Source organism: Alloalcanivorax sp. C16-1 (genome assembly GCF_046507805.1).
In the GTDB taxonomy this organism is placed as follows: Bacteria; Pseudomonadota; Gammaproteobacteria; order Pseudomonadales; family Alcanivoracaceae; genus Alloalcanivorax.
In genome coordinates, this window is sequence record NZ_JBKFTK010000005.1 from 14,598 (window position 1) to 37,329 (window position 22,732).

Annotated in this window: 17 protein-coding genes; all 17 read right to left on the reverse strand. The window is 68.8% G+C overall.

All coding sequences use genetic code 11. From position 1 onward, the window contains the following. Window positions 1-14: 14 nt before the first annotated feature. The 17 genes from hrpB to ACLD0W_RS15525 all read right to left on the reverse strand — a co-directional run bounded on the left by hrpB (window position 15) and on the right by ACLD0W_RS15525 (window position 22,689). The gene (gene hrpB, locus ACLD0W_RS15445; RefSeq protein WP_410308379.1) at window positions 15-2,456 is read right to left on the reverse strand and encodes an ATP-dependent helicase HrpB; all 2,442 of its coding nucleotides are present in this window, start codon (window positions 2,454-2,456) and stop codon (window positions 15-17) included. Window positions 2,457-2,540: 84 nt separating this feature from the next. After that, window positions 2,541-4,664, reverse strand: a complete 2,124-nt coding sequence (locus ACLD0W_RS15450; protein WP_410308380.1) for a putative bifunctional diguanylate cyclase/phosphodiesterase — start codon at window positions 4,662-4,664, stop codon at window positions 2,541-2,543. 115 nt (window positions 4,665-4,779) lie between these two features. Next, entirely contained in the window at window positions 4,780-5,556 is a 777-nt protein-coding gene (locus ACLD0W_RS15455) for a TenA family transcriptional regulator (RefSeq protein WP_410308381.1), read from the reverse strand. Between the two features lie 86 nt (window positions 5,557-5,642). Next, window positions 5,643-7,664 carry a transglutaminaseTgpA domain-containing protein gene (locus tag ACLD0W_RS15460; RefSeq protein WP_410308382.1) on the reverse strand — a complete coding sequence of 674 codons (2,022 nt, stop codon included), beginning with the start codon at window positions 7,662-7,664 and terminating at the stop codon, window positions 5,643-5,645. Continuing rightward, on the reverse strand, window positions 7,664-8,608 hold the full coding sequence (locus ACLD0W_RS15465; RefSeq protein WP_410308383.1) for a DUF58 domain-containing protein: 945 nt from the start codon (window positions 8,606-8,608) through the stop codon (window positions 7,664-7,666). Before ACLD0W_RS15465 ends, ACLD0W_RS15460 begins: the two co-directional genes overlap by 1 nt. 21 nt (window positions 8,609-8,629) lie before the next feature. Further along, window positions 8,630-9,541 (reverse strand): AAA family ATPase, encoded by a 912-nt coding sequence (locus ACLD0W_RS15470; RefSeq protein ID WP_410308384.1) that lies wholly within the window; start codon window positions 9,539-9,541, stop codon window positions 8,630-8,632. A 93-nt stretch (window positions 9,542-9,634) separates the two neighbouring features. Continuing rightward, window positions 9,635-10,846 (reverse strand): O-succinylhomoserine sulfhydrylase, encoded by a 1,212-nt coding sequence (locus ACLD0W_RS15475; protein WP_410308385.1) that lies wholly within the window; start codon window positions 10,844-10,846, stop codon window positions 9,635-9,637. 31 nt (window positions 10,847-10,877) lie between these two features. Further along, entirely contained in the window at window positions 10,878-12,407 is a 1,530-nt protein-coding gene (gene purF, locus ACLD0W_RS15480) for an amidophosphoribosyltransferase (protein ID WP_410308386.1), read from the reverse strand. A 37-nt stretch (window positions 12,408-12,444) separates the two neighbouring features. Next, window positions 12,445-12,939 (reverse strand): CvpA family protein, encoded by a 495-nt coding sequence (locus tag ACLD0W_RS15485; protein WP_204427877.1) that lies wholly within the window; start codon window positions 12,937-12,939, stop codon window positions 12,445-12,447. 77 nt (window positions 12,940-13,016) lie between these two features. Then, window positions 13,017-13,700 (reverse strand): SPOR domain-containing protein, encoded by a 684-nt coding sequence (locus ACLD0W_RS15490; protein ID WP_410308387.1) that lies wholly within the window; start codon window positions 13,698-13,700, stop codon window positions 13,017-13,019. Window positions 13,701-13,713: 13 nt separating this feature from the next. Next, on the reverse strand, window positions 13,714-14,958 hold the full coding sequence (locus ACLD0W_RS15495) for a bifunctional folylpolyglutamate synthase/dihydrofolate synthase (RefSeq protein ID WP_410308388.1): 1,245 nt from the start codon (window positions 14,956-14,958) through the stop codon (window positions 13,714-13,716). Between the two features lie 23 nt (window positions 14,959-14,981). Further along, entirely contained in the window at window positions 14,982-15,869 is an 888-nt protein-coding gene (gene accD, locus ACLD0W_RS15500; RefSeq protein ID WP_410308389.1) for an acetyl-CoA carboxylase, carboxyltransferase subunit beta, read from the reverse strand. A 22-nt stretch (window positions 15,870-15,891) separates the two neighbouring features. Next, the gene (gene trpA, locus ACLD0W_RS15505) at window positions 15,892-16,698 is read right to left on the reverse strand and encodes a tryptophan synthase subunit alpha (protein ID WP_410308390.1); all 807 of its coding nucleotides are present in this window, start codon (window positions 16,696-16,698) and stop codon (window positions 15,892-15,894) included. A 22-nt stretch (window positions 16,699-16,720) separates the two neighbouring features. Beyond that, window positions 16,721-17,950 (reverse strand): tryptophan synthase subunit beta, encoded by a 1,230-nt coding sequence (gene trpB / locus ACLD0W_RS15510; RefSeq protein WP_410308391.1) that lies wholly within the window; start codon window positions 17,948-17,950, stop codon window positions 16,721-16,723. Window positions 17,951-18,015: 65 nt separating this feature from the next. Further along, on the reverse strand, window positions 18,016-18,660 hold the full coding sequence (locus ACLD0W_RS15515) for a phosphoribosylanthranilate isomerase (protein ID WP_410308392.1): 645 nt from the start codon (window positions 18,658-18,660) through the stop codon (window positions 18,016-18,018). A gap of 37 nt (window positions 18,661-18,697) precedes the next feature. Continuing rightward, the gene (gene truA, locus ACLD0W_RS15520) at window positions 18,698-19,507 is read right to left on the reverse strand and encodes a tRNA pseudouridine(38-40) synthase TruA (protein ID WP_410308393.1); all 810 of its coding nucleotides are present in this window, start codon (window positions 19,505-19,507) and stop codon (window positions 18,698-18,700) included. Window positions 19,508-19,584: 77 nt separating this feature from the next. Beyond that, window positions 19,585-22,689, reverse strand: coding sequence for a FimV/HubP family polar landmark protein (locus ACLD0W_RS15525; RefSeq protein ID WP_410308394.1), 3,105 nt, complete (start codon window positions 22,687-22,689; stop codon window positions 19,585-19,587). Between the last annotated feature and the right edge of the window lie 43 nt (window positions 22,690-22,732).

Here is a 22,732-nt window from a genome sequence, read left to right on the forward strand (position 1 = left end):
AAAGGGCTGTTCTGTTAAGGGCGGTCGCGCAGCGCCCGCTTGGTCTTGCCGGTGGCCTCGGCATTGAGCGGGTCCTCCGGCCAGGGGTGCTTGGGGTAGCGGCCGCGCAGGTCCTTGCGCACCGCCGCGTAGCCCTCCCGCCAGAAGCGGCCCAGATCGCCGGTGATGGCCGCTGGCCGGCCCGCCGGGGTAAGCAGCTCCGCGGTCAGCGGCAAGCGCCCTTCGGCCAGCGCCGGCAGCGCCTCCATGCCGAAGCATTCCTGCAGCTTGACCGCCAGCCGGGGGCCGCCCTCGGCCCGGTAGTTGATGGCCACCGCGCGGCCCGACGCCACCGTCCAGCGGGCCGGCAGGGCCGCGTCCAGGGCCCGCCGTCTCTGATCGCCCAGGCGCAGGGCCAGGGCTTCCGCCAGGGGCAGCGTTTGCAGGTCCCGGCGGGTGCGGCGGCCGGCCAGGAACGGGGCCAGCCAGTCGGCCAGATCGGCCAGCAGGGCGTCGTCGTCCATGGCCGGCCACTCCGCCGGGGCCAGCCGGTGCATCCAGCTGGCCCGGGCGCGCAGTTGCCGGGCAGGCTCGTCCCAGGGCAACAGACCAAGCCCCTGGGCGCGCACCGCCGCCAGCAGCCCTTCCTCCAACAGCGCCGGGGACGGCCGCGCCAGCGGCTGCCGGGACAGCACCAGGGCGCCCACCGCGCGCACCCGTTCGGCCACCACCCGGTCCCGCTCCGGGTCCCAATGGACCTGATCCCGGTCTTCGGCGCGGCGCGCCAGTATCCGCGCCACGGCGGCGTCGTCCAGGGGCCAGGCCAGCCGCACCCGTCCGTCCCGGCTGTGGCCGTCGGTGTCCAGAATCAGCAGCCATTCCCGGGCCGCCAGCGGTTCCCCGGGGGCCAGCCGGGCGCCGCCGCCGTCGGCCAGCTGATAGCGGTGGTCCTCCGGGCTCCGGCGCCGTGCCAGCCGCTCCGGAAAGGTATCCGCCAGTACCTCGTCCAGGGGGTCGCCGTCCGCCCGGTCCGGGCGTTCGCCGGCCAGCCGCCGCCACTCCCGCCGCAACGCCGGCCAGCGGCCCGGGTCATCCAGAAAGCGCCGCAGCCGGCGGGCCAGGTCCGGCTCCCGGTCCAGGCCCGGGGCCCGCTCGTTGAGCAGCACCGCCAGGGCGGCGGTGGAGCGGGCCCGGCCACGGTCGCGGCCGGCCAGCACCAGGGCGCCCAGATCCGGCGGCAGCGGCAGGCCATTGAGACGCCGGCCCAGCTCGGTGATGCCGCCGTCCCGGTCCAGGGCGCCGGCACCGATCAGTCGTGTGCGGGCGGCCCGCCAGGGGCCCTCCGGGGGCGGGTCCAGCCAGAACAGGTCGGCGGGGTCGCGGCAGCCCCAGCGCGCCAGATCCAGCACCAGGCCGTCCAGGGCGGTCTGGTGGATTTCCGGCTCGATATGGCGGGCCAGCACCTCTTCCCTGGCCCACAGCCGCAGGCAGCGGCCCGGCCCCAGACGCCCGGCCCGGCCGGCGCGCTGGTCGGCGTTGGCCTGGCTGATGCGGCGCGTCACCAGCCGGCTGCGGTGGCGACGGGGGTCGTATTCCGGACGCCGTTCCAGACCGCTGTCCACCACCGTGGTGACGCCGCCGATGGTGACACTGGTCTCGGCCACGTTGGTGGCCAGCACCACCCGGGGCGCGCCGCCGCCGTCATCCAGTACCGCCGCCTGGGCGTCACCGTCCAGGCGACCGTGCAACACGCTGACCGGCGGGCCGCCGGCCAGCCGGTCGCGCACCCGCTCGATCTCGCGGACGCCGGGCAGGAACACCAGGGTGGTGCCCTGCCCGGCCACCGCCGCCACCTGGCGGGCGCAATGGTCCAAGGGATCCACGTCCCGGGGCGGCGGCACCTGGTCGATGGTGACCGGGAACGTGCGCCCCTCACTGCGCACCACCGGCAGACCCAGCCCCTCCGCCAGGGGCCCCACCGCCAGGGTGGCGGACATCACCAGCAGGCGCAGGTCCTCGCGCAGGGCGCCGCGTACCTCCTGCACCAGCGCCAGGCCCAGGTCCGCCTGCAGGGAGCGCTCGTGGAATTCGTCGAACACCACCGCCGCGTAGCCTTCCAGGGAGGGGTCGTCCAGCAACAGCCGGGTCAGCACCCCTTCGGTGACCACCTCCACCCGGGTGGCGGCGCTGACCCGCGAATCCGCCCGGGTGCGGTAACCGACCAGGCCGCCCGGTGCCTCGCCCTGCTGGCGCGCCATGAAGGTGGCCACCGCCCGCGCCGCCACCCGGCGCGGCTCCAGCACCAGCACCCGGCCGTCACCGCGCCAGGGGGCGTCCAGCAATGCCAGCGGCACCCGGGTGGACTTGCCGGCCCCCGGCGGCGCCTCCAACACCGCCCCGCCCTGCTCCGCCAGACAACGCAACAGCACCGGCAGCACCGCTTCCACCGGCAATTCAGGGGAGACCGTTTTGGACATGGCACAGGCACCGTGGCAACAAAACGCCAAGGGTAAAGGAAAGCCCGGGCCAGCGCCCGCGGCCGAGGGGGAATGGCGGCGGGCTCAGGCGGGAAACGCTTCCCGGGCCAGGGCCTTGCTGAACCAGTACCCCTGCCCCTCGGTGCAGCCAAGCTGCAGCAGCAGCAGGGCCTGCTCTTCGTTCTCGATGCCCTCGGCGATCACTTCCAGATCCAGGCTCTGGCCAAGGCCGATGATGGCCTTGACGATGGCCAGGTCATCGCGGTTGGAGACCAGCCCGGTGACGAATTGGCGGTCGATCTTCAGGCGGGTGAGCGGGTATTTCTTCAGCAGGCTGAGGGAGGCGTAGCCGGTGCCGTAATCGTCGAAGGCGATACGCACGCCCAGATCCCGGAGCCGGAACAGGGCGTCCAGTACCTCCTCATCGGCCTCCAGGATGGTGGTCTCGGTGATCTCCAGTTCCAGCGCCGCCGCCGGCAGACCGAAGCGCGCCAGCAGGGCCGCCACCTTCTCCACCAGATCGGCATCGCGCAGCTGGCAGGCGAACAGGTTGATGCCGATGCGAAAATCCGCATGGCGGGCCCGCTGTTCGGCGGCGAAGGCGCAGCCGGTTTCCAGAATCCAGTCACCCACCCGCAGCGCGAAGTCGCTGGCCTCCAGGACTTCGATGAAGGAGCCCGGCGTGAGCAGCCCGCGCTGCGGATGGCGCCAGCGCAACAACGCCTCGGCACCGATCACGCGGCCGCTGGACAACGACACCTGCGGCTGAAAATAAATAGCGAAATGATCGTCGCCGAAGCCCCGTCGCAGTTCGTGTTCAATCCGATGGCGTTGTTCGGCGCGGTCGCCCAGGTCCTCGCTGAACCACAACGCCCGGCTGCCGCCCTCCTGCTTGGCCGCCTGCAGCGCCAGCAACGCGCGCTTGAGCAGATCGTGGCAGTCCGGCGCGTCGTTGCCGCCAGCACTGGACGCCATCCCCGCGCACGCGGACAGGTGGCATTCAAACCCGCGCACCCGGTACGGCGCGCTGAGTTGTTTGAGGATGGTGTCGCAGAGCGCCGCCGCGTCCGTGCCGGTGTCGCCCTCCAGCAATACCCCGTACTCGTCGCCGGACAGCCGCGCCACCAGGCTGCCCGGCGGCACCGCGTCCGACACGCGACGCGCCGCCTCGCGCAGCACCGCGTCGCCCACCGCCATACCCAGTGAGGAGTTGATCGCCTTGAAATTGCCCAAACCGATCTTCAAAACGGTCACCGGCTGGTCCCGGTCCAAGGCGTACTGGGCCTGTTCCAGAAACCGCGAGCGGTTGGGCAGATCGGTAAGCCGGTCATAGTCACGCAGATAGCGCAGACGGTTCTGCATGCTCTGCCGCTGGGATACATCGCGAATCACAAAGCCCCTCTGAAAGTGGGACTCGCTGGCCCAGGTGGTGGACGATACTTCCACCGGACAGCGGCCCCCGTCCGGTAACGTCAGGAAACCGGAGCGGTTGGCGATTGGGCCGGCGGGCGCCGAGCCGTCCTCGCCGGGCTTGAACAGCGCCCGGTCCAGGGCCTCGCCAAACAGCGCCGCGAACGGCTGACCCATGGCCTGTTTCATGGCCACGCCGGTGAGCCGCTCAGCACCCTGATTCCAGAAGGTGATACGTCGATCCTGGTCGGTACAGACGATGGCATCGGGCATCGACGAGGCCAGCTTGAGCGCCGCGCGGCGAATGTCGAGCAGGCGACGGCGGGCCAGATAATCCATGGCCATCGAAGCCAGATGCCGCAGCACCTCGCCCTGGGCCGTGGTCAACGGCGGATGGGGACGGTAATCGACCACGCTGACCGCGCCGATGGCGACGCCGTCCGGTGTGATCAGCGGCGCGCCGGCATAGAAGCGGATGGACGGCGTGGCCCGCACCAGGGGATGGTCCCGGTAGACCGGGTCGACCAGGGTGTCCGGCACCTCCAGCAGCTCACCGCGGGCCACGGTGTCGGCGCAGAACGACAGGGCTTTTTCCACGTAGCAGGGTTCAAAGCCCTGGCGGGCCATGAAGATATGTTGATCCGCACCGGTAAACCCGACCAGGGCCACCGGCACCTCAAAGAAGGCGGCGGCCAGGGCGACGATGCGGTCAAACTCCTTTTCCGGCGGCGAGCCGAGCACTCCGTAATCGTTGAGCGTGGCCAGGCGCGACGCCTCCTGCGTGGGGCCGGTATCCATAAATCTGAAGTCGAGCAACCCTTATTTTAATGAAATAAACGTGAAGGAGTTCTCATTCCCCCTCTCCGCGAAAAATAGCTTCGTGAAAATCATCGGTCCAGTGCTTTTGGTATTTTTATTTCACGGGAATGTATTTTATTTCATGCAAAGGGTAAGGACGGTCGCCACCATTTCGATAGCAATCGTCCAGCGCCAGCAGGTAGTACTCCAGCCCGCGCGCCGCCGCCTCGAAGGCGCGCTGGCGCGCCGGCTCGTTTACCGCCAGCCGCTTGATCAGTTCCATGGCCTCGTGGGGATGGGCGTCGTCGTAGCTGGCGTGGGCACGCAGCCAGGCCATGGTGTGCCGGTTGATCTCGGCGCGGCCCTGCTCCGCGTAGTGTTTGACGCCGGCCACCACCCGCTGGCTCCACTCGCCGGTGGCCCATTCGATAGCCAGGTTGGTGGCGGCGATGCTTTCTTCCAGGGTGCCCTGGTGCCCGGTGGCCCACAGATATTGATTGACCGCGTCCATGGCCGGCGGCGGCGTGGTGCTTTCCAGGCGTTCCAGACTCAGCCCGAACCCGGCGGCCCAGTCCTGGTACCAATAGGCGTGACGCTGCTCGATCTTGATATTGCCGATCAGCCAATTGCGCGTTTCTTCATGCCCCGCTTGCCCGGCCCGGGTCTTGGCCAGCGCCAGCCCCATGTATTTGGGGAAGTTTTCCACCAGCGGGTAGAAGTGCAGCAGCGCGTCGCGGAAACATTCCAGGGACAGGGTGCCCTCGCCCATTTCCAGGAACAGCGGATGGTCGACGACCCGATCCTTGAGCGGCACCAGCGCGTCCCAGAAGCGTTGCGCCCAGGTCGGGTGCCCGGTCAGCGTCAGGGCTTCCTTGTAGCGTGCGACCCCCATAATCCTTCTCCCTAGCGTGAATTTATTGTGACTCCATGCTAGCGAGGGCTTTTCAAGGCGGCCAGTGCGGAAAGCGACCGCGCGGGTCAGCCGCGCAGGGCGCGGATCAGGGCCCGGCGGCGGCGCGCCAGCTGCAGGCGCTCCGCGCGGGGCGGGTCGCCGTCCTGGCGGTAGGCGAGATGTTCGAAATAGCGGCGCCAATGGCCGGCGGCGGCGGTGGCGGCGGGCCAGCGGCGCACCACCGCGTTTTCCAGGCCGGCGGCGGACACCGCCTCGGGCAGCGCCAGACCACGCCGGCCCAACGCCTGGCGCAGGCGCCGGAATTCCTGTTCCAGGGGGCGCGCCGGCAGGTCCCGGCGGCGGTTGAGCACCAGCAGCGCCAGCAGGCCGGTGACCAGCAGCACCGCCCCCAGCAACGCCAGCGCGATGCGCGTGGGCGTGGCCGCGCCGAGCAGCCGTTCCAGCAGGTCCCGTTGTTGTTCCTGCCGATAGCCGAGCACCCACTTCTGCCAGTTGAAATCCACGTAATCGGCCCATTGCTGGAGCTGGAACAGCAGGGGCAACCGACCAAAGGCAGCGCCCTCTCCGTCGCCCTGCTCGGCGGATCGGTTGCGCATGGCCTGACGCAGGCCCAGCTCGATGCGGTCCGGGGCTACCGCGCCGGTGGGGTCCACGCGCACCCACCGCCCCGCCAGCCAGACTTCGCTCCAGGCGTGGGCGTCGTACTGGCGCACCTGCAGGTAATCGCCGTTGGGCTCGCCGCCCTGGTAGCCGGCCACCACCCGGGCCGGGATGCCGGCGGCGCGCATCAGGAAGGTGAAACTGGAGGCGTAGTGCTCGCAGAAGCCGCGCCGGGTGTCGAACAGAAACCGGTCCACCGTGTCGCCGGTGATCGGCGGCGGCTCCAGGGTGTAGAAAAAGGGCTGCTCGCGGAAGTAGCCCAGGGCCGCGTTGACCAGCGCCCGGTCATCCGCGTAGCGGCGCCGCCAGTCCGCCGCCAGGGCGCGGGCGCGCTCGTTGCCCTGCTCCGGCAGGCTCAGCATCAGACCGCGCTCGGCGTCGTCCAGGGTGGCGCCGGCTCCGGCGGCGGGCACGCTGCGCACCCGGTAACCCAGGCTGCCGGTAACCGGCGTATCCGCCACCAGCCGCAGGTCCCGGGCCAGGGCCAGCCCGTCCAGATCGGTGAACGGCACCGCCAGGGCGTACAACCAGCGCTGCTGGCTGGGTGCCATGATCACCCGATAACGCCAGGCCGGGCCCTGATCGGCGGCGCGCAGGGCCCGGTACCAGTCCGGTGCCGGCCCCCGGCCGTGGTAGAGGGTATCCCGTTCGCTCCAGCCCGGGGGCCGGGCCTGGCGCCAGGTGGTGCCGTCGAAATAGCTGTAGGTGAGGCCGCGCCAGTAGCGCTGGGAAGGCGGCGGCGCCGGTCCGTCGAACTGTACGCGGAAGGCCAGCTCGGCGGATTCGGTCAGGCGGCTGACCTGGCCCGGCGACATGCTGTCGCTCATGCCGGTGCGTGCCTGGCCACTGTCCAGGTGCATGTTCCACAGCGGCGACACCCTGGGCACCAGCACGAACAGAATGGCGGCCAGCGGCAGTGCCTGCAGCACCATCACCGCCGCCACGCCCAGATGCTGGCGGCCCCGGGCGTGGGTGTCGCTGTAGTTGATGCCGGCCAGGCTGGCGGTCAGCAACACCAGGCAGCCGATCACATACAGCGCCGCCAACGGCCCCTGGTGGAACAGCAAGATGGTGGCGCACACGAAATAACCCAGCACGATCAGCACATAGGCGTCCCGTTTGCCGACCAGCTCCAGATACTTGAGGGCGAACAGCCCGGTGATCAGCGCGGTGCCGGCCTCCGGGCCGTGCAAGCGGCCGAAGCTGTACCAGGTGGCCGCCACCGTGGCCAGCAGCAGCGCCAGGCGCACCAGCCGGCCGGGCAGCAGCAGCCGCTGCCGGTCCACCAGGGCGCGCCAGCCCAGCACCAGCAACAACAGCAGGCTCTGCCACCAGGGCCCGTCGACCAGCTGCGGCAGCGAGGTGGCGATGATCGCCAGGGTCAGCCAGCCACGGGCATGGCTGGGCACCTGATAGATGCGTGCCATCAGTCACCCTCCCCGTGCCGGGCCAGCAGATCCAGGGCACGCTGACGCTGCTCGCCGCCACGGGCCGGCGCCAGGGTGGCGCCGGGCAGGGTCAGGGCGAACGGCCGGTTCCCGTCGCTCAGGCGCAATACCCAGTAGCACAGGATCGACAGGCGCTGCTCCTCCGGCAGCCCATCCAACAGATCGTAGTGCAGCCACAGGCGGCCACTGGCCGGCTCCTCGAACAGCTTGACGTTGAGGCCGCGGCCCCGGGCGAACCCTTTCCAGTCCACCTGGGTCAGGGCATCGCCGGGCACATAGCCGCGCAGCCCCCGGAATTCCTCGCTGCCGCTCTGGCCGGTGGGCGCCGCGCGGCGCTCCCGGTCGCCGCCAAGCGCCGGGCAGTCGCGGCTTTCCTGGGGGCGCGGCCAGCCCAGGCATTCCTGATCCAGGGCCACCAGGGACCAGGCGCGCAGCAGGCCCAGGGGGTAGCGGCTTTCCACCCGCAGCCTCGGCGGGCGCAGGGCACCGCGCCGGGTCAGGGGCAGGTTCAGCCACAGGCCCAGTTCCTCGCCGCCCTCCACGCTGGCTTCCTGGGCCGGCTGCTCCAGCCAGCGCAGCCACAGGGCCCGGTGTCCGCGACGGCGCGCGATCAACACCACCTCCAGACTGCCCTGCCCGCCGACGAAGCCGGAGCGGCCACCGCCGGCGCGCAGAATCAGCCCGGACAAATTGCGATAGGTATGCAGGATGGCGACCACGAACAGGCCGATCATCAGAAAGCAGAGGCCGAGAATCAGGTTGTTCTCGTAATTGATGCCGCCGAAAAACAGCAGCACGGCAATCAGCAGATAGAGATAGCCGTAGCCGGTGGGCAGGATAAAGATGCGCCGCTGGTCGAGCCGCACCTGGCGGGCCCGGGGCAGCCGTCGGTCGAGCCAGCGTTGCCAGGCGTCACGGACCATGCCCCCTCCTCCATCGCCAGGCTAGCCGCGCACCACCGGCACGGTCTGTAACAGGGACTGGGTGAGCGCCGCCACCTGGCCGCCCTCGCGGGCCTGCAGGCGATGCTCCGCCACCGAGGGCCACACCGCCTGCACGTCCTCGGGCAGCACATAGTCGCGGTTGTGGATCAGCGCCCAGGCGCGGGCGGCGCGCAGCAGGCCGAGACCGGCCCGGGGGGACAGACCGGCGCTGAAGCGGTCATCGGCGCGGGTGGCTTCCAGCAGGCGCTGCACATAGTCGAGCAGGTCGCGGCTGGCGCGTACCTTGCCCACATGGGCCACCAGCTTGACCAGACCGGCGGGCGCGATCACCGGGCGCAGTTCGCGCACCGCCTCGCGCAGGTCGCCGCCGGCCAGCAGTTGCAGTTCCACCTCCGGGGCCGGGTAGCCCAGGGAGATGCGCATCAGGAAACGGTCCAACTGGGATTCCGGCAACACGAAGGTGCCGGCCTGGGTCACCGGGTTCTGGGTGGCCACCACGAAGAACGGCGACGGCAGCGGCCGGGTCAGGCCGTCCAGGGTGACCTGCCGTTCTTCCATGGCCTCCAGCAGCGCGCCCTGGGTTTTCGGCGTGGCGCGGTTGATTTCATCGGCCAGCAGCAGCTGACTGAATACCGGGCCCTCGCGCAGGCTGAACTGGCCGGATTCCGGATCGAACAGGGAAACACCCAGAATGTCGGCGGGCAGCATGTCGCTGGTGAACTGGACCCGGCGGTAGTCCAGCCGGAACACCCGGGCCAGGGCATGGGCCAGGGTGGTCTTGCCCATGCCGGGCAGGTCCTCGATCAGCAAATGCCCGCCGGCGAGCAGGCAGGCCAAGGCCAGTTTCAGTTGTTCCGGCTTCCCCAGCACCACGCTGCCCACCTGGGCCAGCGCTTTGTCCAACGCCTGCATAAACCCCCTTATGAGCTGCAAGCTGCAAGCTGCAAGCCACAAGCCGGCAGGGTTTGAGCTTGTAGCTTGTTGCTTGCCGCTTGAAGCTGTTCCCTAAAAGCCGAGCGCCTTGATCCCCCGCGTCAGATCCCGTTTGAGATCGTCCACGTCTTCCAAGCCTACCGCGATACGGATCAGGTTGTCGGTGATGCCGGCCCGCTTTTTCTCGTCCGCGTCCACGCGGCCATGGGTGGTGGACCCGGGATGGGTAATGGTGGATTTCACGTCACCCAGGTTGGCGGTGATCGACAGCAGTTCGGTGCCGTCGATAAAGCGCCAGGCGGCCTGGCGGTCGGCGCGGCCGTCGCTGTCTTCCACCTCGATCGCCAGCACCGCGCCGAAACCGCTTTGCTGGCGGGCCGCCAGGGCGTGCTGCGGGTGACTTTCCAGGCCGGCGTAATGGACCTTGGCGATGCCCGGCTGCTGTTCCAGCCAGCGCGCCAGTTCCAGGGTGTTGGCGGAGTGCGCCTTCATGCGCAGGCCCAGGGTCTCCAGACCCTTGAGAAACACCCAGGCGTTGAACGGGCTGAGGCTGGGGCCGGCGGAACGCACGAAACCGTGCACTTCCTTGACCAGCTCCGCCGGTCCCACCACCGCGCCGCCCAGGCAGCGGCCCTGGCCGTCGATGTATTTGGTGGCGCTGTGGATCACCAGGTCGGCGCCCAGGGCGATCGGCTTCTGCAGCGCCGGCGTGCAGAAGCAGTTGTCCACCACCAGCAGCGCGCCGTTGTCGTGGGCCAGCCGGGCCAGCGCCTCGATGTCGCCCACCTCGGAGAGCGGATTGGACGGGGTTTCCAGAAACAGCATCTTGGTTTCCGGACGGATCGCCGCCCGCCACTGGTCCAGATCGTCCAGGTCCACCAGGGTGGTGTCGATGTTGAACTTCTTCAGGTAGCGGTTGTAGATCACGTTGGTGGTGCCGAACACGCTGCGCGAGCTGACCACATGATCGCCGGGCGCCAGCAGCGCGAAAAAGGTGCTGCTGATGGCCGCCATGCCGGAGGCCAGGGCCTGGCACTGTTCACCGCCCTCCATGGCCGCCAGCCGTTCCTCGAAGGCGCGCACCGTGGGGTTGGTGAAGCGCGAGTAGACATTGCCGGGCTCGTCGCCGGCGAACCGGGCGGCGGCCTGGGCGGCGCTGTCGTACACGAAGCTGGAGGTGAGAAAAATCGGATCCGAGTGCGACATCTCGTCGGTGCGCAGTTGCGCCCAACGGATGGCCAGGGTGTCGGTATGAAAATCGTTCGGATCCGGTTTCTCGCTCATTGCCTTCTCGGTACGGGTGGACTATTCAGACTCAGTTGGAGTTGTGCAGATCGATGACTTCGTTGTCGGCCAGGGCGCGGGTTTTTTCCCGGTTTTTCTTGGCGCCGTCACTGCGCCGGGCCTCCAGGTCGTCCAGGTAATCCTGATCGATGTTACCGGCCAGATAGTGGCCGTTAAACACCGAGCAATCAAACTCGCGGATCTCCGGATTGCCCTCCTGGCAGGCGCTGACCAGATCGTCCAGATCCTGGTAGACCAGCTTGTCGGCGCCGATCAGCTGGCACACTTCCTCGGTGGTGCGGCCGTGGGCGATCAGCTCGCTGGCGGCGGGCATGTCGATGCCATAAACGTTGGGGAATTTCACCGCCGGCGCGGCGGACGCGAAGTACACCTTGCGGGCGCCGGCCTCGCGGGCCATCTGAATGATCTCGTGGCAGGTGGTGCCGCGCACGATGGAGTCGTCCACCAGCAGCACGTTCTTGCCGGAGAATTCCAGTTCGATGGCGTTCAGCTTCTGGCGCACGGATTTCCGCCGCTGTTGCTGGCCGGGCATGATGAAGGTGCGGCCGATGTAGCGGTTCTTGATAAAGCCTTCGCGGTATTTCAGGTTGAGGCGATTGGCCATTTGCAGCGCCGAGGTACGGCTGGTGTCCGGAATCGGGATCACCACGTCGATGTCGTGGTCCGGCCATTCGCGCTCGACTTTCTCGGCCAGCTTCTCGCCCATGCGCAGGCGCGCCTTATAGACGGAGATGTCGTCGATGATGGAATCCGGCCGCGCCAGGTAGACCTGCTCGAAGATGCAGGGGTTCAGTTCCGGCTGGTCGTAGCACTGGCGGGTGTGCACCTCGCCGCCGTCGGTGATGTAAATCGCTTCGCCGGGGGCCAGGTCACGCTCGAGATGAAAACCCAGCGACGACAGCGCCACCGATTCCGAGGACACCATGTACTCGGGGCCGTGCTCGGTGTCCTTGCGGCCGAAGCACACCGGGCGGATGCCGCGCGGGTCACGGAACGCCAGGATGCCGTAGCCGGTGATCATCGCCACCACCGCGTAGGCGCCCTCGGCGCGACGATGTACCGCCGCCACCGCGTCGAAGATGTCGTCCGGCTCCGGGCGCAGCTTGCCCTTGCCGCGTTCGTGCAGCTCATGGGCGAACACGTTCAGCAGCACCTCGGAGTCCGAGGTGGTGTTGATATGACGCAGGTCCGAGCGGTACAGATGCTCGGCCAGCGCCTCGGAGTTGGTCAGGTTGCCGTTGTGCGCCAGGGTGATGCCGTACGGCGAGTTGACGTAGAACGGCTGCGCCTCCGCCGAGCTGGAACTGCCGGCGGTGGGATAGCGCACATGGCCGATGCCCATGTTGCCCACCAGTCGCCGCATGTGGCGATTGCGGAACACGTCCCGCACCATGCCGTTGTCCTTGCGCAGGAACAGGCGGTCGCCGTCGCAGGTGACGATGCCGGCGGCATCCTGGCCGCGATGCTGCAGAACCGTGAGGGCGTCATAGATCGCCTGGTTCACGTAGGAGTGGCCGACAATGCCAACAATGCCGCACATTTTGCGTATCCTCTAGCTTGCTTCGCTAAGTGAGAGTTTAGCTTCCGCTGACGTTCATGAGATAAGCGATCAGATCCCCGGCGACGCGCCGCGTCCAGTCCTCCAGCATGGCGAAATGCGGGACCAGCATCGACTGTTGCCACCAGACATCCTGGGCGAACAGATGGTGGCCCAGGGCCACCAAAACAATCACCACCAGCGCGCCCCGCAGGGCGCCGAATACCATGCCCAGCAGACGATCGGTGCCACTCAGACCGGTGACACGGATCAGCTCGCCGAGCAAATGATTGATCAGAGCACCCACCACCAGGGTGATCGCGAAGAGCACGCCGAACGCCACCGCCAGGCGCAGGCTGGGTGTGTCGATGGAATCGGCCAGAAGCACCGTCAGGGCCGGGCTGAACAGGCGCGCCACCACGAAGGCCGCGACCCAGGTCAGCAGGGAAAACGCTTCGCGCGTAAAACCGCGTCGCACACTGAGCAGTGCCGATACGGCGATGATGAACAGAATGATGCCGTCTGCCAGATTCATGAACACGCGCGTGGTTGGAACAGGCGGCAAAGTCTACCAGAGCGGCCGGACCCGTCCCAGGGCTTTGTGGGAGCGTTTCAGGGCACAAATGGCCGGACCAGACCATCCAGGGCGAAGGTCTTGTCGTCGGCGAGGCGCTGACGCAGTGCATCGGCGTCGGCGCGCCGGATTTCCGGCCCCACGAACACCCGTTCCCAGGTGTTGTTGTCCTGACGCACGGTGCGATGGTAGGCGTTGTAGCCGCCGTCGCGCAGCCGTTTGACCAGCGCCTCGGCGTTGGCCCCGTCGCTGAAGCTGGCCACCTGCACGGTGAAGCCCGGCGCCGGCCCGTCCTCGGCGGCGCCGGCTTCATCGGCTTGGCTGGTTTCCGCCACGGTCGGCGCCGGTTCAGCGGGGGCCGGATCGGGCTGAGCGGAAGCCGCCGGGGCCGCCCCGCTCTCTCCGGCGTCCGGATCGGCGCCCTGCCCGTCCCCGTCGCCCGGCGGAGCCGGCGCGGTGTCCGGCGCCGTCTCCAGCCGCCGGTCGCCGGCGTCGGCCACCGCCTGGCGCTCCTCGTCGATCTGGCGGTCGGTATCGGCGGTTTCCTGCTCACCGATCACCGGCGCCACCTCCGGCTCGTCCACCGCCGGGGGCTCCGGGATGCTCATGTCCAGGGCCACGCGGACCTGGTCCGGAGTACGCAATACCAGCGGCGCCAGCACGGCGGCGAGCAGCAGCAACAGCAGCAGACCGATAAGACGTTGGCGGGTTTTCAGATGCATGGGGTGGCCCCGTTCAATCCGTGCAGTCTTCGTCCATGGCGTCGAGCGCCTCGGCGACGGTGTAGAAGGATCCCACGATCAACACCTGGTCGCCAGCCCCGCAGTCGCCCACCGCATATTGCAGGGCCGCGGCCACGGATGGGCAGCGCCGCACCGGGGTGTCGGCGGGCAGCGCCGCGGCCAGCCGGTCGATGCTGGCCGCGCGGGGCAGATCCGGACGCGCCAGGTACCAGTCCGCCGGCCGTTCGGCCAGCAACGCCACCGCCGCTTCCACCGGCTTGTCGGCCATCATGCCGATGACGATACGGCGGCGGCCGGCGCAGGGCGGCAGGCGCTCCCGGAGACGGGTCAGCGCCTCCAGATTGTGGCCCACGTCGAGCACGCATTGGGCGCCCAGATAGCGGCGTACCTGGCAGCGTCCCACCAGGCCGGTATCCGCCACCCGATGCGGCAGGTCCCCGGCCGGTGCCAGGCCAGCGGCGGCCAGCGCCTGGCAGGCGGTGGCCAGATTGTCGGAGCCCAGCCGCGCCGGCAGCGGCAGCGGGTAACGGCGCAGGCGTTCGCCCACGCGGATCGCCAGGTGGGCGTCCGCCACCCGGTATTCCCGGCCGGCGCGCAACGGCACCACGCCCAGGCGCTCGATTTCCTGGTCCAGGTTGGACGGTGCGTCCAGCTCGCCGTACACCAGCGGGCGCCCGGCGCGACCGATGCCCAGTTTTTCCACCGCCACCTTTTCCCGGCTGTCGCCCAGCCAGTCGGTGTGGTCCAGCCCCACGGAGGTGACCACCGCCACGTCCGCGTCGATCAGATTGACCGCGTCCAGCCGTCCGCCCAGGCCCACTTCCAGCACCGCCAGATCGGCGCCGCTGTCGCGGAACAGCCACAGGCCGGCCAGGGTGGTGAATTCGAAATAGGTCAGCGGCGTGTCGCCCCGGGCGGCGTCCACCGCCTCGAAGGCGGCGCACAGGGCGTCGTCGTCCACCGGCCCGTCGGGCAGGCGGATGCGCTCGTTGAAGCGTTGCAGATGGGGGGAGGTATAGACGCACACGCCCAGGCCGGCGGCTTCCGCCAGGGCCTGGGTCAGCGCCACCACCGAGCCCTTGCCGTTGGTGCCGGCCACGGTGATCACCGGCATCGGCAGGCGCTCCACGCCCAGACGGGCGGCCACCGCGCGCAGGCGCTCCAGCCCCAGCTCGATCTCGCTGGGGTGGAGACGCTCGATGCGGGCGAGCCAGGCGTCGAGCCGGGAGGTGTTCATGGGGTCGGGTTCACGGGGGACGCTCAGGCCGGGTCCGCCGCCGATTCCGACAGCGGCGCGCCGGTCAGGTTGGCGAGCACCCGGTGCAGCGTATCGCGCAGTTGCTGACGCTCCACGATCATGTCGATGGCGCCATGCTCAAGCAGGAACTCGCTGCGCTGGAAGCCTTCCGGCAGCTTCTGGCGCACGGTCTGCTCGATTACCCGGGGCCCGGCGAAGCCGATCAGCGCATTGGGCTCGGCCACGTTCAGGTCGCCGAGCATGGCCAGGGACGCGGACACGCCGCCGTACACCGGGTCGGTGAGCACCGAGATAAACGGCAGGCCGGCCTCGCGCAGGCGCTCCAGGGCGGCCGAGGTCTTGGCCATCTGCATCAGCGAGAACAGCGCCTCCTGCATGCGCGCGCCACCGCTGGCGGCGAAGCACACCAGCGGCAGGCGCTGCTCCAGGCACACGTCCACGGCCCGCACGAAGCGTTCGCCGACCACCGAGCCCATGGAACCGCCCATGAAGCGGAATTCAAAGGCCACCGCCACCAGCGGCATGCCGTGCAGCTTGCCCTTCATGGCCACCAGGGCGTCTTTTTCCTGAGTGTCCTTCTGGGCGGCGGTAATGCGGTCCTTGTACTTCTTGGAGTCCTTGAACTTGAGACGATCCACCGGCGCCAGGTCGGCGCCGATCTCACTGGTCTGGCCCTCGTCCAGGAACAGGCGCAGGCGCTTGCGCGCGCCCACGCGCAGGTGGTGGCCGCATTTCGGGCACACGTCCTGATTACGTTCCAGTTCCGGCCGGTACAGCGCGCTGTCGCAGCGCGGGCACTTTCGCCACAGCCCCTCGGGGACGTTGCTGCGCCGGTTTTCCTGGGTACGGCGCACCGTGGGAAGAATCTTTTCCAGCCAGTTGTTGCTCATCGCTCGAGCCTTTTCCAGATGATCAAAGCTTGTCCATGGCGGCACGCATGTCGGCGAGAATCTCCGACACGGCCGGACTGATGGCCATGGGCTCGTCGGCGTGGGCGGCCACCTGGTTGACCAGGGCACTGCCCACCACCACGCCATCGGCCACGCGACTCACCGCCTGCGCCGATTGCGCGTCCTTGATACCAAAGCCCACCCCGATCGGCAATTGCGCCAGGTTGCGAATTGTTTCAACGCGGGCCGCCACTTCCTCCACATTGAGGCTGGCGGCCCCGGTGACCCCTTTCAGGGACACGTAGTAGAGGTAGCCGCTGGCCGCCTCGGCGATGCGCGCGATGCGCGCTTCGGTGGTGGTGGGCGCCACCAGGAAAATCAGATCGATGCCCCGTTCCTTGAACAGCGGCCCGATCTCGTCGCACTCCTCCGGCGGCAGATCCACCAGCAGCACGCCGTCCACGCCCACCTCGACGCAGGTCTCGGCGAAGCGCTCGTAGCCCATGATCTCCACCGGGTTGAGGTAACCCATCAGCACCACCGGGGTCTGGTCGTCGCCCCGGCGGAACTCACGCACCATGGCGAGCACGTCGCGCAGGCCGGTGCCGGCGGCCAGGGCCCGTTCACAGGCTTTCTGGATCACCGGGCCGTCGGCCATCGGATCGGAGAACGGCACGCCCAGCTCGATCACGTCGGCGCCGGCTTTCACCATGGCGTGCATCAACGGCACCGTCACTTCCAGTCCCGGGTCGCCGGCGGTGATGTAGGGAATCAGGGCCTTGCGCTGTTTTTCCTTGAGCTGCGCGAAGGTGGTTTCAATACGACTCATGATGCCTTGCTCTCCCCGATCCTCAGAAGTTGATGCCGTCGATTTCGGCCACCGTCAGGATGTCCTTGTCGCCCCGGCCGGACAGATTGATGATGATGTCCTGGTCCTTGCCCATGGTGGGCGCCAGTTTGCGGGCATAGGCCAGCGCGTGGGCGGATTCCAGCGCCGGCATGATGCCTTCCACCCGGGTCAGTTCGCGGAACGCGGCCAGGGCCTCGTTGTCGTCGGCGGACACGTAATTGACCCGGCCGATGTCCTTGAGCCAGGCGTGTTCCGGGCCCACGCCCGGGTAGTCCAGACCGGCGGACACCGAGTGGGTCTCGATGATCTGGCCGTTGTCGTCTTCCATCAGGTAGGTGCGGTTGCCGTGCAGCACGCCGGGGCGACCCACGCTCAGCGGCGCCGCGTGACGGCCGGTGTCGACGCCGTCGCCGGCGGCTTCCACGCCGTACATGGCCACGCCTTCATCGTTGAGGAAGGGGTGGAACAGGCCGATCGCATTGGAACCGCCGCCCACGCAGGCCACCAGGGCGTCCGGCAGTTTGCCGGCCTGGGCCAGGCTCTGCTCGCGGGCTTCGCGACCGATCACCGACTGGAAGTCGCGCACCAGCATCGGGTACGGGTGCGGGCCGGCCACCGTGCCGATGATGTAGAAGGTGTCGTCCACGTTGGTGACCCAGTCACGCATGGCCTCGTTCATGGCGTCCTTGAGGGTGCGTGAGCCGGAGGTCACCGGAACCACTTCCGCGCCCAGCAGCTTCATGCGGTAGACGTTGAGCCGCTGGCGGCGAATGTCTTCCTCGCCCATGAACACGTGGCATTCCAGGCCCAGCCGCGCGGCCACCGTGGCCGAGGCCACGCCGTGCTGGCCGGCGCCGGTTTCCGCGATCACCCGCTTCTTGCCCATGTGCTTGGCGAGCAGCGCCTGGCCGATGGTGTTGTTCACCTTGTGGGCGCCGGTGTGGTTGAGGTCCTCACGCTTGAGCCAGATGCGCGCGCCGCCCAGCTGTTCGGTCCATCGCTCGGCCAGGTACAGCGGCGAGGGCCGGCCCACGTAGTGCGCCAGGTCGTAATCGAAGTCGGCCTGGAACTGCGGGTCGTCCTTGAGCCGGCGGTACATGGTTTCCAGCTCATCCAGGGCGGCCATCAGGGTCTCGGACACGAAGCGTCCGCCGAACCGCCCGAAATGCCCCCGTGCGTCGGGGAAGGCCCCGTAGTCCGGGGTTTGAGTGCTGTCAGGACGTTGAGTCACCTGTTGCTCCTTGGGTTCATGGTGCCTGATATCTTTGCCTGAACCGCCCGGCGCGGGCGTCACGGTCAGGCCTTCGCGGCGCGAATAAACGCGGTCACCGCGCGCGGATCCTTGATGCCGCCCAGGCGGCGGCCATCCTCGCCGAACGCTTCCACCCCGCCGCTCACGTCCACCGCCCACGGCCGCACCGTGCGCACCGCCTCGGCCACGTTGTCCGGATCCAGCCCGCCGGCCAGGATCAGCGGCAGGGCCAGATCGCCGGGCAGCCGCGACCAGTCGAAGCGTTCGCCGGTGCCGCCGGGCACGCCGGGTACGTAGCTGTCCACCAGCAGGCCACGGGCGCCGGCGGCGGCGAAGCGGCGCGCCTGCTCCGCCGGATCGGCGCCTTCGCGCATGCGCAGCGCTTTGATCCAGGGCCGCCGGAACGCGGCGCCGTACTCCGGCGTTTCGTCACCGTGGAATTGCAGCAGGTCCAGGGGCACCTGGTCGAGGAGAGCGGCGACGGTGTCCGGCGCCGCGTCCACGAACAGACCCACGGTGGTCACCAGCGGCGGCAGCGCGGCGACGATGGCGGCGGCCTGCTCGGGCGTCACGTAACGGGAACTGGCCGGGTGAAAGACCAGGCCGATGGCATCGGCTCCGGCGAGGGCGGCCTGATAGCCGTCCTCGGGGCGGGTGATGCCGCAGATTTTGACCCGGGGTGTGTTCATGCGGTGTCCATCATAGCAGAGCGAAGCGATCAAGGCGTCAATTATGGGGGTCGTTCAGGCCGCTGAGCCAGAGCGGGCCGAGCGGTTCCCGGGGCAGCGCGAAGCGCTCGGGGTAACCGATCTCCACCAGATAGAGTCCGTAGGGGGGCGCGGTGACGCCACCGCGGGTGCGATCGCGGGCTTCCAGCACCTCCCCGGCCCATTCCGGCGGCCGATAGCCGGCGCCGATGGTCATCAGCACGCCGGCCATGTTGCGCACCATGTGCATCAGGAAGGCGTTGGCTTCCACTTCCAGCACGATCATGGCGCCCAGCCGTCGGATCTCGAAGCGGGTCAGGTCCTTGATCGGCGATTTCGCCTGGCAGTGCACGCTGCGATAGGAGGTGAAGTCATGGGTGCCGATCAGATGGCGACTGGCGGCGACCATGGCGTCCACGTCCAGGGGCCGGTGGTTCCAGGTCACCTGGCGGCGGAACAGGGCCGGCGGCGTGGCGTGGTTGTAGATCACATAGCGATAGCGACGCCGGTAGGCGCTGAAGCGCGCGTGGAAGTCGTCGTCGATGGGCACCGCCCAGCGGATCGCCGCGTCATCGGGCAGAAAGCGATTGCCGCCCATCAGCCAGGCCTTCATGTCGCGGGGCGCGTCGGAGTCGAAATGGCAGACCTGCCCGGTGGCGTGCACGCCGGCGTCGGTGCGGCCGGCGCAGAGCAGCGTCACCGGATGGTCGGCCACCCGTGACAGCGCCTTTTCCACTTCCTCCTGCACCGTGCGCACGCCCGGTTGCTGGGTCTGCCAGCCGTGGAAACCGCTGCCGTCGTACTCCACCGCCACCGCGATTCGCGCCATAAAAGATCCGCAACGCCTGCTCAAACAAAAGGGGGCGATACCTTAAGGTATCGCCCCCTTCCGCACCAGTCTCCGGCTCAGCTTACCCGGGACAACAGCTCCCGGGCTTCGCCCTGCTGTTCCTCGCTGCCCTCGCTGAGCACCTCGTTGAGGATGTCACGGGCCCCTTCCGCATCGCCCATGTCGATGTAGGCGCGGGCCAGGTCCAGCTTGGTGGCGTTCTCGTCGGTTTCGCCGAGAAAATCGAAATCGTCGTCGTCGCCGAGCATGTCGTCGTCCTCGCCGCTGGTGGCCGGCGGAGCAGCGGCCACGGTGTCGTCCGGAGCGGGCGTGGCGGGCTCCGGCGCCGAAGTGTCCGGCACGGCAACGTCCGGCGCGGCGGGTTCGTCGTCCAGCTCCAGACTCAGACCCTCCAGCTCATCGCCCTCCGGCGCGGCATCCTCGTTGAATGCCAGGCGGGTATCGTCCGCGCGGTCCTCGACCGCGTCGTCGTCGCTCAGGTCCAGGTCGTCCAGTTCCAGGTCCAGCTCGTCCACGTCCGTGCGCGGCCGGTCCTCGTCCAGGGTAAGGCCGGCCAGGGTGGTCTCGTCCCGGTCCGCTTCGCCCAGGTCCACGTCCAGGTCCACGTCCAGGTCGTCCAGTTCCAGATCGCCCAGGTCATCGTCGGTCACGGTCTCGCGGGCCTGACCGTCGGCGCCGTCCAGGGCGGCCAGCTCGTCCTCGGTGAACGACACCTCTGCGTCGTCATCCAGGGAAAATTCGAAATCCTCGTCCTCCACATCGGTGGACGTGGCTTCCGCGGTATAAGGAGACGCGCTCTCCACGTTGGTGGCCGGCGCCTCGCTGCCGGTGGAGGAGAAATCCAGATCCTCCAGATCCAGCGTCTCCTCTTCCAGGGACGGACCCCGGTCGGCCACGGCGGCGTCACGGGCGGGCTCGTCGTCGAGCTGGAAGTCGAAGTCCTCCAGTTCCAGGGCGTCCTCATCGTCGGCGGGGCGAGCGGCGTAGGCCGGGTCCCCGTAGGACTGACCGCCCAGGGTGCTTTCGTCGGAATCGGACAGGTCCGAGGCCAGATCCAGCTCCAGATCGTCCAGGGACAGTTCCTCTTCCGGCTCGCCGTCTTCTTCCGGGTCGTCGGCGATGGCGGCGAACTCCTGATCGTCGCCGTCGAAGGCCTCATCGGGATCGCCGCCCAGGCGCTTGATGGCCGCGTCCACGGCCACGCTGGTGCCGGCGAACATGGCCGCCTGTTGCTTGAAGCCACTGTCGTCGTTCATTTCGCGCAGCAGTTCCAGCAAGCGGATTTTCAGGTCCGCCCGTTCCGGCGCCTGGTTGATCTCGTGGCGCAGAAAATCCACCGCCTGCGGGTACTGGCCATAGGCCACATAGACGTCGGCGCGCTCCATGGGGTCCATGGTGTCGTCGTCCAGGTCTTCCCGCAGGGCCGCCGTGTGGTCCTGCTCCGGCGCGTCGCGCTCCGCCATCAGCGGGCTGTCGTCGAAGCCGCCGTCGTCATCGTCGGACAGCGGGGCCCGGTCGTCGTCCCCGCCGTCGTCACCGTCCCGGCGCCGGCGCACGGCCAGCAGCAACAGCAGCAACAGAACCAGCAACGCCGCGCCGATATAGAGCAGGTTGTTCATCACCGTGTCGATCAGGCTGTCCAGGAAACCGCCCTGCTCGCCGGCCCCGGTGTCGGCCACCGGCGCGGGCGCGGGCGTGGCCTTGCGTTCGTTATTGTCGGTCTGGTCGGCGCCGGAGGTTTCACCACCGCTGGCGGCGACCGGATTCGCGCCGGCCTGGTTGGCGTCGTCCGGATTCGCGCCCGCCTGATTCGCGTCGGTTTGATCCGTGTCCGCGCCGGTGCCGGCCCCGCCGGCGGTTTCGCCGTTCGGGCCCGGCGCGCCGTCACCGATGCCACCGTCCGGTTCCACCGGCATCGGCGTGGCCGGCTGCTCCAGCAGTTGCGGATCGATGTCCGCGCCCTGCTCCTCGCCGAGCCGGCGCAGTTCGTCCTGCAGGGCGGCGATTTTCTCGTTGCGCAGCTCCAGCAGCCGCTGGCTGGTGCTCACCTGGGCGTCCAGGTCGCCGATGCGGCTGCGCAGTTCGTCGTTTTCCCGGCGCAGGCTGTCCAGGTTCTCGTCGCGGATCGCCAGTTCGTTCTGCAAGGCGGCGGTGTTGGCCTGGCCGCCGCCTTGGCTGCCGGTGCCATCACCGTCCTGGACCCCGTCGGTGCTGTCCGGGGTCACCAGGGTGACGCGGCCATCGCCGTCGGCGCGGTCGCCCGGCGCGCTGGCGGTGTCCCGGCCGGTGGCGTCCACCGGCGCCGCCTCGGGGGTGCCGACGCGCTGCTGACGCAGGCGCTGCCATTCCTGATTCTGGGTGGCCACCCGGGCCAGGGCGTCGCGGTTCGACAGGCGGCGCACCTGGTCATCGTCGGGCAGGCGCAGCACGGCGCCTTCACGGACCAGATTCACGTTGTCGTTGATAAAGGCGTCCGGGTTGCTCTCCTGGATCGCCAGCATCATCTGCTGCACGGACACATCGGTGCCGGGCCGGGTGCGGTCGGCGATGCGCCAGAGGGTATCGGAGGCCCGCACCCGGTAGGTGTCCGGGGTGGCGGTGGTATTGGCGGCGGACGAGGTCGGCGCCGCCGGGGCCGGGTCGGGGCGGCGGGCCGGCGCGGCGGGCGCCGGGCGCTCCGTTTCCGGCGCCTGCTGAGCGGAACGCCGCGGTTGCGGCGCCGGCGGCGTGCTTTGCGAGCGGGAGGGTGCCGCCCGCGGACGCTCGCTGGCAGGCGGCGGGGCTTCGCTGCGGGCCGGGCTCACCGGGGCACCGCGATCGGCGTAGCTGGGCGGATCCAGCAGCACCGTGTACTCGCGCATCAGCCGGCCGGTGGGCCAGAGAAACTCCACCAGGAAATCCAGATAGGGTTCGCGCACCGGCTGCTCGGAGGTGATGCGCAGCTGTCCGGTGTCGCCGTCCAGGGTGACCTGGAATTCCAGATCATTGAGGAAATAGCTGCGTTCCACGCCGGCGGCGTCGAATTGCTCCTGGGATGCCAGCTCGACCAGAATCTGCTCCCGGGACAGATCGCCCAGGTCCTGCAGTTGCACGGTCATGTCCAGAGGCTCGTTGAGATAGGAGTTCAGCTGATACTCCCCTACCCCCAGTGCAGCCGACATCCCCGGCGCCAGCGTCGCCAGAGTGATAAAGCCTATCCCAACT